Below are 14378 nucleotides of genomic sequence, written 5' to 3'. Positions count from 1 at the left end.
GATAAAAGTATGATATAATCCAAATAATAGATTTAATGTTAAACATCACAGATCTTCAAATTAACCTGTAAAAAACTTAGATTATCGCTCCTTCCTTATTTAGCGATAAAGAATTTACAATTAATTTTGGAGAATAAATTTGAATAAAATTTTAATCGTTAAACATTTAAAAGAGACTTATCAAGACCATAATCAAAAATTTAAGGCCTTAGATGATATTTCTTTTGCAATTAATCAAGGTGAGATTCTATCACTGTTAGGGCCCAATGGTGCTGGAAAAACTACCACTGTTTCAATCATTGGTGGTTACTTAATTCCAACATCTGGCAAAGTTTTCTTGAAGGGCCAAGATATCACAACTACCAGTAAAAGGCCAAGTATCGGTGTTTCCTTTGGTGGTGAAATGGGTTTTTACCGTAATGCGACCGCTAAACAGAACTTAAAGTTTTTTGCTGATTTGGCTAAGGTTCCTTTTCGCAAGCAAAATGATGAAGTTAACCGTGTGTTAGCTACTGTCGAGTTAAGTAACGTTGCTAATAAAAAAATCGGTGAATTCTCTAAGGGAATGGTTCAGCGCCTGCATATTGCCCGCGCACTCCTGGGTAACCCGAGTTTATTATTACTTGATGAACCAACTAGTGGACTTGATGTTGAAATAGCACATACTATCCAGCAAACGATCAAAAGCTTGGCGGACACCGGAATTAGTATTTTGCTGACAAGTCATACAATGACAGAAGTTGAAAAATTAGCCGACAAAGTCATTATTTTAGGTGCCGGAAAAATTTTCTACACTGGAACGGTTAGTGGAGTGGTTAATTTAGCAAACTCGACTACGCAAAAGTCCTTAGACAATTTAGAAGATGCCTACATGGCTTTAGCACCCAAGCTGAGGAGAAAATAAAATGCGTTTCATTCGACTATTTCTCTTTCACTTGCGCGATTATTTATCTGATCAATATTTCGTTTGGCTAGTAATTACGTCAACCTGTTCAATTTTTTTAATACAATATACCATCGCATACGCAAGTCACGATTTAAACAATCCCCTTTTATGGCGTCAAAGCGGAATCTTTGGTACCTGGACTTCCTGTACGACTGTTGCCGGCTGCATTAGTTTTGAAAAATATAAGGGAACTTTACCTTATTTGCTAAATAGCAAGTATGATGAACGTCTTTCTCTAATCACGCTTTTGCTCCCTGCTTCTAGTTATGGGCTCTTCTCATTTCCCCTTGCCTTTGTACTGGCTAAAATCTTAGGAGTAGCAACGGGACCAATAACTGGCAGTTTTATTTTGCTGATTCTTTTATTATGGCTGGGTTGCACTATCATGGGCATTTTGATTGCCGCCTTTTTAACCCTTTCGCCTAATTCAATGCTTTATGAAACTTTAATCGGCACTCCGATTTTGTTAGTAGCCGGATTATTTGGCAATGAAGCTGTTTTAAAACCTTTAACGAATATCGCACAGTGGTTTATTCCGATTACAGCACCAATCTCCGCACTAACAAGAAACATCGTATTTAATTGGGCAGCCTACATTTTTAGCCTAATCTTCTGGTTATTTTTAATTGCTATTACAGTTAAAAAGATTAATTATTTAGTGCGCAAGAAAGGAGCGTTGAAGATCATATGATTGCCACACAATTTTCGGCTTTGCCTTTCTTAAACAATTGGCGTACAAAAATAATTTATTTTGTACTCAATCCATTAATCAATATGGCATTATTGGTATTAATTGATATGCAATATGCCAACAGTTTTAATTGGTCGATTGTTGCTGCATCGATTGCAATTGATACTACCACTTTAACAATGCAAACGATGAACAACCTATTAGTTGAAGATGCCAGCTTGCGCATCGACTTTGAGATGATTGCTAAAAAGCCATTCAGTTTTCGGTATTGGATGAGTAAATGCATCACTTCGGCAATTGTCGGGACCATTTTAGCAATTATCAATTTGGTTTTAGCGCTTTGTTTTGGTGCTCCCCTTTATCTCATTTTACGTGTTGTCATCTTGCTGCCATTACTTTGCCTAACCGGGATTATCTTTGGTTTCACAGCTTGGGCAATATCATGGCAAATGAATGATCCCTACTTTTTGGCCAATTTCTTTAGCGCAATTATTCAACTGGTAGCCGGTATTTTGGTTGTGATTACTGCCTATCCGACGTGGTTAAAGTCAATCGCACTAATTTTTCCATTCGCCAGTCCAGTCACTTTTATCAAAACAGGTTCTGCAAACCTAATAGCCAGCATCATAATTACTCTAATTTGGCTGTTGGTTGGTTTGATTGCTTACGTCATTCAAATTAGGCCCGTTTTAACCAAAGGAAAACACCGCTTCTAAGCTCACACAGTTTTACCGACATAAAAAGACAGTCAATAATGACTGCCTTTTTGTTTTGCTTAAATTTTGCTTTTCCCTAATAAAACAGAGCTGATTACTACTGATAATGAACTGAAGGCCATTGCCATACCGGCAAATTCAGGGCTAAGAGTTAAGCCAGCACCAGCAAATAGCCCGGCAGCAACTGGAATTCCAAGGACATTGTAGATAAAAGCCCAGAATAAATTGAGCTTGATGCGGCTAAAGGTTTTCTTACTCAACTTTAGTGCACGAACAACGTCTTCTAAATCATTTTTTATCAAAACAATTCCACCTGCTTCAATCGCCACATCAGTTCCAGAACCCATGGCAATTCCAACATTAGCTTGGGTTAGGGCTGGTGCATCATTAATACCATCACCAACAAATGCGACTTTGTGATGTTGCTGCAATTTTTTTATTGCGGCTGCCTTATCGATTGGTAAAACTTCTGCAATGACCTTGTTAATACCGACTTGCTGGGCAATTGCCTGAGCAACAGGTTTATTATCGCCAGTTAACATCACCGGCTCTAGACCCAATTTAACTAAATCGCTAATTGCTCGCGCCGCATTTTCTTTTGGTACATCTTGAATCGCAATTAAACCAATTGCCTGTTTTTCAATAGCCACTAGAACAACCGTTTTAGCTTCTTCTTGTAAAGTGGTAATCTTGGCTTTCAGCGGTGAAACGACTGTCACGTCTTTAGAAGCAGGCTTTCCGACAAAGGCTGCTCGACCGTTAATTTGACCACTAATTCCACTACCTTCAATTGCCATAAAATTAGTTACTGGACTAGTAGCAATTTTGCCAGCTTTGGCAGCAGCTAAAATAGCGGGTGCCAAGGGATGCTCTGACATTTTTTCTAAACTGGCAGCTATCTGCAGGACTTCTTCTTTATTGCCGACAATATCGGTTACCACCGGTTTGCCCCTAGTTATTGTGCCAGTTTTGTCAAAAACAACAGTATCAAGATTATTGGCAGCTTCGAGAATTTCACCATTTTTAATTAAAATGCCCATCTTCGCTCCACGACCTGTACCAACCATTAAGGCTGTTGGCGTGGCTAAACCCAAAGCGCAAGGACAAGCGATTACCATTACTGCAACGGCAAAATTAAGGGCTGTAGCCACATCCTTGCCGATTAGAACATACCAGACAAGAAAGGTCGCGATAGCAATTATCAAAACTGTGGGAACAAAGATATTAGCTACCTTGTCAGTCAATTTTTGAATTGGGGCATGACTATTTTGGGCTTGCTTAACAATCGCTATAATTTGGGCCAACATAGTGTCACTACCGACCTTCTCCGCGGTAAAAACAAATGACCCATTTTGATTGATTGTTGCTCCGATTACTTTATCGCCCACTTTTTTGTGGGCAGGTAAACTTTCACCAGTTACCATAGATTCATCAACAGCCGAGTTACCGGAAACTATTTTGCCATCTACCGGAATTTTTTGTCCTGGTTGAACTTGAATTAAGTCTCCTTGTTTAACCTGATCAATTGGAACCTTCACGAAATGATCGTCACGCTTTACCAAGGCATTTTTTGCTCCCAATTTAACTAATTTGCTCATAGCACTAGAAGCATTACTGCGCATTTTTTCTTCAAGTACTTGGCCTAAAAGAACGAAAGTAATTACAAAAGCAGCTGTTTCAAAGAAAACTGGCCGGTGAGTAAACATAGCATAAATACTGTAAAGATAAGTGGTTAATGTCCCCAGCGCTACCAAAGTATCCATATTAGAATGGTGCTTTTTAAAGGCAGCCCATGCACTACTCACAAAAGGACCTGCTGAAATCAACATGATTATTGTCGTAAATACCAGCATTGTCCATGAACCGCCCGGTAGCATCCACCCGGTAAATGGATGCAAAATCATTTCTAACAGCATCGGTAAGGAAAAAATTAATGAGATCCAGAAGCGTGTTGTAATTTTCATCTTGGTAGTTTCCTTATCTTTTTATTTAACGATCACTTTGCCATGAAACATGTTCATGCTACATTCCCATTCGTATTCGCCTGGTTTGCTCGTATCAATTTTAACTTGTTCAACTTTTCCCTTAGGTAATTCTTGATTAATACCGAAATCAGAAAAAATGACGTGATCAAGGCAGCTTGATGAATCAAGTCGCTTAAAGTTTAACGTGGCTGGCACGCCCTTTTTTAGAACTATTTTTTCTGGCGAGTAACCACCCTTTACCTCAATATTAATACTTTGCTTATCGGTGCCAAGTTCTGCCGTCTCAGCCTTAACATTTTGCTTGCCAAAAAACCACCATATGATGAATAGTATTAAGAAAAGACCTAAAATTAATACAATTATTTTAGCCATAATTATTTCTCCTATCGAGTTTTATTTTCATTTTTAATGTCTACATTTGTAAACTGTAGTAATTATAAAGCTAAAATTTACAAATGTAAACATAAAAGATTTGAAGAAATAAAAAATGCCCATTGGCACTGAAACCAATAGGCTTTGCGATTTTTTTATTTTGTCTACTCGATTTTAGCCAGTCCTCCAAACTGGAAAATTTCGACCCGCGTGTAAAAAAATTATTTTACCCAACGAGTTTTTATCTTCAAGCAAAATCGTTATTATCAACTTATCAGGATTGTAGCAATTAATGCTTTACTTAGCAGCGTACAATACCTTAGTTTTTCATTTTCTATCCCATCCTAGACGTCATAAAATTAAAACCGCAAAAAAGATTTTATTAGCATCTTTTTTATCATGCAAGTATTTTGAATTGACTTTTTAACCTGCTTTTTTAGTCAACTAAAAGGTGATTTTGGCTATCTTCCTGCACCATCATACTTTTTCAGTCCTAAGTTCCAAACATAAGTATCACAAAAGAGAAATACAATAGCGACAGCGAACTGGATAAGTACAACTGACCACTTTTTTGCGTTAAGAAGAACGATAGTGGCTGGACAAGCAATTAAACCAAACGGTAATAAAAAGTTGAAAACCAAATTACCAATACCGCGATAAATTGTCGCTGGATACCTACTCATTTGGATCATACTTAAAAACAAATCGGTGCGACCAAAATTAGTCGGGAACCAAAAGGCAGAGATTGTCCAAAGATACCAGAGTGAATAATACAATATACAGCCGAACAGACATGAAAAAACAAATAAAGCGAATTGCTGCCAAGTTATCGCCTTACCTTGACAAGCTATTACAACAATGATTAAACCCAAAACCGCATTAATAAACTGCGTAAATTCAATTGATCTAAAAAAATAGAATAACTTAGTGTTAATTGGTTTTAATAAAACCGAATCAAGTGTACCTTCCCGAATATCCTTCTCCAGTAACGGCATTGATTTAACTAAAAAGGCCATTAAAAAGCCATCAAGCATCGTATATACCCCAACCAGCAAAAGACATTCATTAAATGTCCAGCCGCCAATTGTGTCAACGTTCAAATAAATGACTTTGAAAAGAGCAATCGGAATTCCTAACCATAGGATTGATGATATCATTCCAAACAATGTATCAAGTCTAAAACTGATACTTTCAAGTAAGGCAACCTTGCTTAGATTCCTTATTAATTTAAGCTTATTTTTCATTTTTATCCTAGTACATCAGAATATCTCTGAAGCCCTCTCCTATTAACCAACACCAGTATTAGATATAGTAAACAAATCCAAAACAATTCAATCGCTGTATTTACAAGCCAAAACTTTGTAGGCAATGTTTTAACAAGCGTATCAATTGGAAATGAACTAAAATATTTAAACGGTAAGCAACTAATAATCTTAAACATCGGGCTAGGTAACATTTCTAAAGGGAAATAAAAACCTGACAATAAATTGACAACAATTTCTTTAACGATTAAAACAAAAAACAGATTATCAAACCAATAAGCTGTACTACCAACAATGTAAGAAAATAGGAACCAAAGAATAGCTGCTAATATGAGGCTAACTGCAAAATTAGCTAACGTTAAAAGCGAAACTTGAACTAGCTTTTTAACAAATAGATAGCAAAAGCCAACTACCAGGATTGGTAATAACAAAAGCAGATTTGCTAACCTGTCTCCTAGCATTTTAGCAAAGTAATAACAATGAAGTTGAATAGGTCGATGAATGATATTTGACAGTTCTCCCGAATGAATATCATCATTTAACTCCCAGTCAATGGCATACCAAACAAACGAATTAATAAAATTTACACCAATATAATAGATAACTAACTGATTCCGGGTGAAACCACCAATCGTTTGACCAGGCTTGATAATAATTGACCATAAATAGAACATTACAATGCTGGGAACAATGGCTTGCATTAAGAGAATAACGACACTACTTTTATTGGCAAAAATCTTTTTTAGAGAAACAGCAATAATTGCAAGATAGCTTTTTAACATGACTTTTTCCCCCGGGCGAAAATTTCAAGAATAATATCTTCTAGTTTTAAATCATGAATTTGAAAATTTGATCCCTGTTTAGCACGTGCTAACGCAGCAAGTTCTTCATCCACGCGGTTGTTCGGGACTTTGAGCGTAATTGTTAAGTCATCCTGATCAATTATTTGCGTCTTTATCTTTTCTGGTGCAAATGTTTCGGCCTTATTAAAGCTGATGTACTTATTTTGACCAAACTGTTCTAACAGATTCTTTTTTCTGCCATTCCAAATAATTTCTCCTTGATTAACAATTATTAGTTGATCACAAATAGCAGCAATATCTTCCATATCGTGAGATGTTAGAAAAATGGTTAGTTTTTCTTTTTTATTTAACTTTACTAAGAATTTGCGCAAATCTCGCTTTGCCAAAACGTCCAATCCAATCGTTGGTTCGTCTAAAAACAAAACTTTAGGCTTAGTTACTACACCCGCTAAGAACTCAACTTTCATTCTTTCGCCTAGGGATAATTTTCTCGTCTGAGTATCCAGTAGATGAGTAATATTTAAAGTTTCTGCCAGAGTATTCACGTTCTGTTCAAATTCTTGGTCATCTATTTCATACATGGTCTGCAATAATTTAAGATAATCACGCGGAGTCAGATCTGGAAACAGTTGTGACCGATTTCCCATCACAACTGAAATTGATTTTTTAAAAGCATTACTTCTTTTGACTGGATCAAAGCCATTAACCTTGCAATAGCCTGATGTCGGAAATAATGTGCCCGTTAGCATTTTGATAGTTGTTGTTTTTCCCGCGCCATTTTGACCAATAAAACCAACTGTCTCACCTTCCGTAACCGAAAAGTTAAGTTGATTAACAGCCTTAACTGTTTTTTTAGTTGGTCGGATAATATTTTTAATAGCTGCTTTTAGACCATCGCCCCTTTTTGTAATTGAATATTGTTTCGTGAGGTTATGTACTTCAATCACTTGCTTGTCCATTAAAAATACTCTTTCTTAAACTCAAATACCTTTGAAAAGCACAAAAAAGCAATTTTACCAATTAATTTACCTGTAAAAATGCCCTGTTAAAAATCTTAACTTTTCAATTTATCTTAACCGCAAAAACCGGCTTATTGCCCCTAAGCGGTGATCATAGTTTACCATTAATCTAACATAATGCTCAATTTTATTTAATAGAAAATTTAATTTGTGTTGTGGAAAATAAAAAAGTACTACTTCCTTACACAAAATAGTACTTTTTAACTAGTTTTTTGCTACGTAATCATCGATTTGCTGCAAATAAGCCTTTTTGGCATTATCACTAATCCACGAGGTGGTAAAAGAATTTTTCGCAATCTGAATCAGTTCTTCTCTGCCCCAACCAACTTTTTGCGCAAATTGATAGTAAACATCGTTAATGTAATTACCACCTTTATATGAAGGATCATCAGAATTCAGGCTAATTAGTGCACCCTGTTTAAAAAGTGTAGTGATTGCTTTTTCTTCCATATCCTGACGTGTGTAATAATATGCAATTGGGCAGGCGGTTATACCAATTTTTTCTTCAACAAGATAAGCCATTAAATCTGGATTTTCAATAATATTCATCCCGTGGTCAAGCCGATCAACTTCAATAATTTCCAGCGCTTGCTTAATGTGTTCCACAGAGTCAACTTGCTTTGGATCACAATGCATTGTTAAATAGTAACCCTGCTTTTTGGCTTCTGCAAAAATTAACATGAATTTCAACGGTGGATTGTGATGTTCAGCTGAATCAAGACCAACGCCGATTATCCAGCCCTTCTCATGATATGGCCTTGCCGCTTCTAAGGTTTGACGAGCGGATTCCTTAGAAAATTCACGGAGAAAGCACATTATTAGCTGGGTGTCTACGCCTAACGCGCGGCCATCTACAATTGCTTCGTGTATCCCTTCTATTACTGTTTCAAAGGCTATTCCTCTGCTGGTATGTGCCTGTGGATCAAAAAATAATTCTAAATGATTAACATTATTTTGCGCCATTTTTTGTAAAAATGCCCATGTAACATCATAAAAATCTTGCTTTGTCCGCAAAACCTTCATCCCATTGTAATAGGCTTTTAAAAATTCTGTAAGACCATAACCATAACTGTGGTCAACATCGGCCGGGGATTTTGCACCAATGTCAATATGATTTCTCTTTGCACAAGCAAATTCTAATTCAGGTTCAAGAGTTCCTTCGATATGAACATGCAATTCTGCTTTAGGCAACCCAGCGACAAATTCACGAGTCAGTTTTTCCATTGTTTGCGTTCTCCTTTATTATTTCCAATGACCACAATTATCTTTTTAACACAATCACTTTCTGATAAAATTGATTGGTTAGTTGAAGAGCTGTAGCTTTTAGCCCTCGGCTTGAAGATAACACGAACATTATAACAAGCCAAGAGCAAATACTAAGGACGCTATATCTATTAATTTAGTACTTTATTTAATAATAGCATTTTTAAAAATGTTTACAATAAAAAATTGAATGCTTGATTTATTCGCTTTTTATTCATAATTATAACTGCTTCATGTTTGAAACTTAACTTATGATAAGTTTAATTTTGGCTTGACCGTTACGAAAATCATTAGTAAAGTGGAGACAATTTAAATTCATTATGCATAAAGATAAGGAGTGCGACTATGTCAAATTGGACAACGAAATTTATTAAAGAAGGACTGACATTTGATGATGTTTTATTAATTCCAGCAGAAAGTCACGTACTTCCAAATGAGGTAGATTTGCAAACCGAATTAGCCCCTAACCTTAAATTAAAGATTCCGCTAATAAGTGCCGGAATGGATACAGTTACAGAAGGCGCAATGGCAATTGCAATTGCTTTACAAGGTGGCCTTGGTGTTATTCATAAAAATATGTCAATTAGTGCCCAAGCGGGTGAAGTTGCTAACGTTAAAAATGTCGTTGTTCCAAGCAACATTGCCAAAGCAGCCGTTGATGACCAGAATCGGCTTCTTGTTGCCGCAGCAATTGGCGTAACCAGTGATACCTTTGAACGCGCTGAAGCCCTGCTAGAAAAAGGTGCTGATGCAATTGTAATCGATACGGCACACGGCCATTCTGCAGGCGTTTTGCGCAAAATTAAAGAAATTCGCACCCATTTTCCTAATGTCACTTTAATTGCTGGCAACATTGCCACCGGTGACGCAGCTAGGGCACTTTTTGATGCTGGCGTTGATGTCGTCAAAGTTGGGATTGGTCCAGGTTCAATTTGTACTACTCGGGTTGTTGCCGGTGTTGGCGTACCACAAATTACCGCTATTTATGATGCAGCTACTGCTGCCCAGGAGTACCATAAACCAATTATTGCCGATGGAGGTATGCAATATTCAGGCGATATTGTTAAAGCTCTTGGGGCTGGTGGCAACGCAGTTATGCTAGGTAGCATGCTTTCTGGTACAACAGAAGCTCCGGGTGAAATTTTTGAGAGTGAAGGACAAAAATTCAAAACATACCGTGGCATGGGTTCAGTTGGCGCAATGGCACAGGCACATGGTTCTTCAGATCGTTATTTCCAGGGTGGTGTTAACGAAGCAAATAAGCTAGTTCCCGAAGGCGTTGAAGCACGAGTACCTTACAAGGGCGATGTTTCTGATATTGTTTTCCAAATTATTGGCGGATTACGTTCCGGAATGGGTTATGTTGGTGCTGCAACAATTGCTGACTTACGTGAAAATGCTCAGTTTGTGAGGATTACCAATGCGGGTTTACGTGAATCACACCCGCACGATGTTCAAATCACAAAAAAGGCGCCAAATTACGAAAGATAATAGGTTGATTAGACCGGTAATTATCAACTAAAAAAGCACTAGCTGCTTATCCATAATGGATTAGCTAGTGCTTTTTATTATCTGATAAAGCAGAATCTAGTTTGGCTAAATTTGCCAGCAATTTCTTTTTAGTATCTGACCCCAAAATCTTTTCAGTTTCTTGTTCTGAGGCGATAAAGTAATTTGTTATTTCTTTTTCTAGTTTAACTGCTTTTACTGTTAACCGAATTACCTTATAGCGAGTATCCTGACTATTAACCTCTTTTCTAATCAAGTTCTTTTGTTCCATCAAATGCAAGATATTAGTAGCAGTTGATTTTCTAATATTAAATTCGTGCTCAATATCTTTTTGATAGATTGGTTGCTTAGTGGAAAAAGAAGTTAAATATTCGATAATTAACATCTGCGTTCCCGTTAGTCCTAAGCTTCTTGCAAAATGATCGACATTACGGTTAAAAGTATTCTGGACACGTTGTAAGGCTAATCCGAGTCTTTCCATTTTTATTCCTTTGCTTTAACAGGTTTAGTAGCTTTATACAGCAAGTATACACCAACTACCACTAAAACAAGCAAAAAGATTAAACCAACTTGTGAGGCATCAACTAATTTACCGGCCGCAGTATTCTTGCCACTCATCTGTTGAACAAATTGCATGATTGCGGAAACAATTGCAGTTCCCACTGCCCCAGCAAACTGTTGTGCCATGTTGAATAAACCATTACCGTCGGTATTTTCTTTTTCACTTAAAACATTAAGTGATGCGGTCATCGTGTTACCCATGATTAAGCCCGTACCAAGCATTGTAATGGTATAAAAGATGATAATTTCAATTGAAGTAAAGTTGGCTGCAAAAAGACAGAAAAGCAATCCCCCAATTAATTCAAACATCGCACCAGTCATAATTGGCTTACGTGGACCATAATTATCAAGTAACCGACCACCAACAGGCGATGCAATTGCTCCAATAATACCACCAGTTAAGAGTAGCAACCCAGCAATCATCGCTGTCGAACGATTAACAATTTGAACATAGTTAGGCAAAATAAAAGATAAACCTAACGTGTTAATTTGAAAAATAAAATAAGCGCCCAGACCCTGAGTAAACTTAATTTTCTTAAACACCCGAATATTAATTAGCGGATTTGCCACTTTTAGCGAATGCCTAATAAAAATGATCAATCCGATAATGCCAATAATTAGTGGAATAGCAAACGTTAATGGTTTTTGTAAAACTGTTGCTAAATTACTGAAGGCTAAAATCAAGCCAATGAAAGTTACGGTAATACTTAAAAAGCCCGCAAAATCTAACTTAGAATGTTTAATTTTCTTACTTTCCTTAGTGATAGAAGCAAGTCCCATAACCAAAGAAATAATCATTACTGGAATGATGAAAATGTAAATAAAACGCCATCCCATTGTGTTTACAACTAAGCCACCAAAAGTTGGTCCTAAAGCCGGTGCTACAGCAGTGATCATTGTTCCGATTCCCATCAGCAAACCGATTTTATCCAACGGTGTTCTTTCCAAAATAATGTTAAACATCAATGGAATCGCAATCCCGGCTCCAGCCCCTTGAACAATTCGTCCAATTACTAAGAAGGAAAAGTTTCTAGCCACAACATCAATAAGCAATCCTGCAATAAAGACTGCCGAAGCAGTAATAAACAGCGTACGTGAACTGAAATTTCGTTTCAAATAGGCAGATAATGGCATGATAATCGAGGCTACAAGCAAGTAACCCGTTGTCATCCATTGAACCATCGCCATATTAACGTGAAATTCATTCATTAAGACAGGAAAAGTAACATTCCCCGCCGTTTCTATCAGGACTCCTGAAAAAGACATCAGTCCTGCCGCAAAAATTGAACAAATTAATTTTGCATCTAATTTTCTTTGCATGTAATTCCTCCCAAAATTTTAGTTAGCAAGCTAACTAATTAACCATACTAACGTAAATAATTTTGAAATGCAATTAATAATAATTTAAAAAATAAAAAAACCATCTTTAAAAGATGGTTAAAGATATGCAACTATTAGTTAAAAATAAATCTTTTTAGGCCTTATCCGTATCAATTACATATTTTTTCCAGTATTTCCAAACTTCATCACCTGAAAAGCGCTTAGAATTTTCATAAGCAGCCTCACTCATTCGTTCACGTAAATTAGAATCTGAGAAGTATTTTGCAATTTCATCTGCAAAAACATCAACATTTCCGTTTGGTACGAGAACACCACTAACATTATTATTAATTAAATCAGATGGACCATAATTAATGTCATAAGAAATTACCGGAACGCCATGCGATTGAGCTTCCATCGTAACTAGAGACGCACCTTCATAAAGTGAAGAAAGCAACATAAGCTGAGCATGGTCATAAATAGTATCAACATCATTTGCGTAACCCCAAAAATGGATACAATTTTCTAAGCCAAGATCCTTAACTAGCTTTTTCAATTTCTTTTCTTCTTTACAATTATCTGAACCATCTGGGTACCCGTAAATATCTAATGTTAAGTCTTTATTTTTCTGATAAACTTGCGCAAATGCATTAATAGAATCACCTATGCGTTTTTCAACAAATAACCTTGCTAAAATAACAATTTTACCGGGAATTCTCTGACTCATAGGAATATGCGGCTTGGCAAGCTGCTCATTGGATACAATACCGACAGGAATCGCAACAATCGGTACTTGGGTCCGCAACCGTTTTTTCATGTCATCTGCCTGGCGCTGTCCGGGCGTGATAATTAAGTCAGTTTTACTTAACTGCTCTGTATTGGCAATTGAGCCATATGATAAAAATGAGTTGGGGTCTCTGTAATCACCATAATGAATACTATGAAAATGCTCAATTTTACGTGCCGGTGTTTTCATGTTTATCATAGGTAAATTGGTGATATTACTACGATCTGAGATAAAAGTAGATTGGCCGCCATCTTGTTCATTTAGCTCGTCAAGCATAATAGTAAAAGCTTGTCCTATATTCATCAGCGAATACTGTATACCTTTTTTATCCGTTAGTTGAATATTAGTTGCTGCAAGCCACTTTGGTTTTTGCTCATATGAAACTTCATAATAAACTGTATTATCAGGTCGATAAAATGATTCATAAATAAGGTTATCGTTTGAAGTATTAAAAATTTGCGTAAAGCTTTTAAATCCTCTAGTGTCATAAAAATCCATTTTTGTCTTATGATCATCAGCATTAAAATAAGTAATACTATCAAGATTATTATCACTAAACAAAGTAATTAACATTGTTTTGCGATTACCATCGTATACTTCATAGCCATTATCAACCTTTTTAATCTGATCAGATTCGGGAATTGGTAGCTCATCAATTGTCATCTTTTGTTGCGGATAATTAACCGTTCCAGCAAAAAAGTCGTACATATTGACATAATCGTCATCGTTTAAACCATATAGCGGTAAATTTCGATGAGCAAAACGATTATAATCACGCATTGCAAGTTTAGCTTTTACACCCTTTTGCTTAAATAATTTTAGCCTTTTAACTTCAGCATGTTCAATGCCAGAACTATTGGAGTCTAATCTGTTATTTAAAAAATAATACATTTATTAATCCCTCGTTATTTCAATCATTCAAACTATATTTTATATTTTATCACAATTGAATAATGTTATTAAATGCAATTTATGTTATTTATAATATAAATCGTAAATGTTGATGTATAAAAGATTTTATAAGGACTTACTTTAACTAAGTTAACGAAGAAATTATAACTATGTAATTTATTTTGGTTGAAAGCCAACCTTTATATTCTATAAAATTTTATTTATTTAAAACTAACTCCTTAATTATCGTAAA

The 14378-nt window shown here is 36.1% G+C and carries 13 protein-coding genes; 4 read left to right on the top strand and 9 right to left on the bottom strand.

What is annotated here, in order from left to right; translation table 11 throughout:
* Positions 1-139: 139 nt before the first annotated feature.
* From J3U73_RS01425 to J3U73_RS01415, 3 genes are read left to right on the top strand one after another with little or no spacing between them, the layout of a single operon-like run.
* Positions 140-904, top strand: a complete 765-nt coding sequence (locus J3U73_RS01425; protein WP_267409371.1) for an ABC transporter ATP-binding protein — start codon at positions 140-142, stop codon at positions 902-904.
* A 1-nt stretch (position 905) separates the two neighbouring features.
* Positions 906-1637: a multidrug ABC transporter permease gene (locus J3U73_RS01420; protein WP_220269441.1), complete on the top strand. Its 732-nt coding sequence runs from the start codon at positions 906-908 to the stop codon at positions 1635-1637.
* Positions 1634-2353, top strand: a complete 720-nt coding sequence (locus tag J3U73_RS01415; protein ID WP_258562429.1) for an antibiotic transporter permease — start codon at positions 1634-1636, stop codon at positions 2351-2353. The genes J3U73_RS01420 and J3U73_RS01415 overlap by 4 nt, the downstream gene beginning before the upstream one ends.
* Positions 2354-2412: 59 nt before the next feature.
* Here J3U73_RS01415 and J3U73_RS01410 read toward each other — a convergent pair whose 3' ends face one another.
* The 6 genes from J3U73_RS01410 to add form a co-directional block, all read right to left on the bottom strand.
* Positions 2413-4317 carry a copper-translocating P-type ATPase gene (locus J3U73_RS01410; RefSeq protein WP_267409370.1) on the bottom strand — a complete coding sequence of 635 codons (1905 nt, stop codon included), beginning with the start codon at positions 4315-4317 and terminating at the stop codon, positions 2413-2415.
* A 21-nt stretch (positions 4318-4338) separates the two neighbouring features.
* The gene (locus J3U73_RS01405) at positions 4339-4710 is read right to left on the bottom strand and encodes a cupredoxin domain-containing protein (protein ID WP_267392814.1); all 372 of its coding nucleotides are present in this window, start codon (positions 4708-4710) and stop codon (positions 4339-4341) included.
* A gap of 461 nt (positions 4711-5171) precedes the next feature.
* On the bottom strand, positions 5172-5954 hold the full coding sequence (locus J3U73_RS01400; RefSeq protein ID WP_220269438.1) for an ABC transporter permease: 783 nt from the start codon (positions 5952-5954) through the stop codon (positions 5172-5174).
* A 2-nt stretch (positions 5955-5956) separates the two neighbouring features.
* Positions 5957-6754, bottom strand: coding sequence for an ABC transporter permease (locus J3U73_RS01395; RefSeq protein ID WP_220269437.1), 798 nt, complete (start codon positions 6752-6754; stop codon positions 5957-5959).
* Positions 6748-7734, bottom strand: coding sequence for an ABC transporter ATP-binding protein (locus tag J3U73_RS01390; protein WP_220269436.1), 987 nt, complete (start codon positions 7732-7734; stop codon positions 6748-6750). Before J3U73_RS01390 ends, J3U73_RS01395 begins: the two co-directional genes overlap by 7 nt.
* Before the next feature lie 264 nt (positions 7735-7998).
* Positions 7999-9018: an adenosine deaminase gene (gene add / locus J3U73_RS01385; protein WP_267409369.1), complete on the bottom strand. Its 1020-nt coding sequence runs from the start codon at positions 9016-9018 to the stop codon at positions 7999-8001.
* Between the two features lie 384 nt (positions 9019-9402).
* On the opposite strand from add, the gene guaB reads away from it, so the two are divergent.
* Positions 9403-10548 carry an IMP dehydrogenase gene (guaB, locus tag J3U73_RS01380; RefSeq protein ID WP_220220998.1) on the top strand — a complete coding sequence of 382 codons (1146 nt, stop codon included), beginning with the start codon at positions 9403-9405 and terminating at the stop codon, positions 10546-10548.
* A gap of 64 nt (positions 10549-10612) precedes the next feature.
* On the opposite strand, the gene J3U73_RS01375 is transcribed toward guaB, so the two are convergent.
* The 3 genes from J3U73_RS01375 to J3U73_RS01365 all read right to left on the bottom strand — a co-directional run bounded on the left by J3U73_RS01375 (position 10613) and on the right by J3U73_RS01365 (position 14125).
* Entirely contained in the window at positions 10613-11047 is a 435-nt protein-coding gene (locus J3U73_RS01375; RefSeq protein ID WP_267409368.1) for a MarR family winged helix-turn-helix transcriptional regulator, read from the bottom strand.
* A gap of 2 nt (positions 11048-11049) precedes the next feature.
* The gene (locus tag J3U73_RS01370) at positions 11050-12447 is read right to left on the bottom strand and encodes a DHA2 family efflux MFS transporter permease subunit (protein WP_220269433.1); all 1398 of its coding nucleotides are present in this window, start codon (positions 12445-12447) and stop codon (positions 11050-11052) included.
* Positions 12448-12601: 154 nt separating this feature from the next.
* Positions 12602-14125 carry a glycosyltransferase gene (locus J3U73_RS01365; RefSeq protein WP_220269432.1) on the bottom strand — a complete coding sequence of 508 codons (1524 nt, stop codon included), beginning with the start codon at positions 14123-14125 and terminating at the stop codon, positions 12602-12604.
* Positions 14126-14378 lie beyond the last annotated feature (253 nt).

This window comes from Lactobacillus sp. B4005 (assembly GCF_026536045.1).
Taxonomy (GTDB): Bacteria; Bacillota; Bacilli; order Lactobacillales; family Lactobacillaceae; genus Lactobacillus; species Lactobacillus panisapium.
This window is presented reverse-complemented; position numbering and strand designations above follow the sequence as displayed.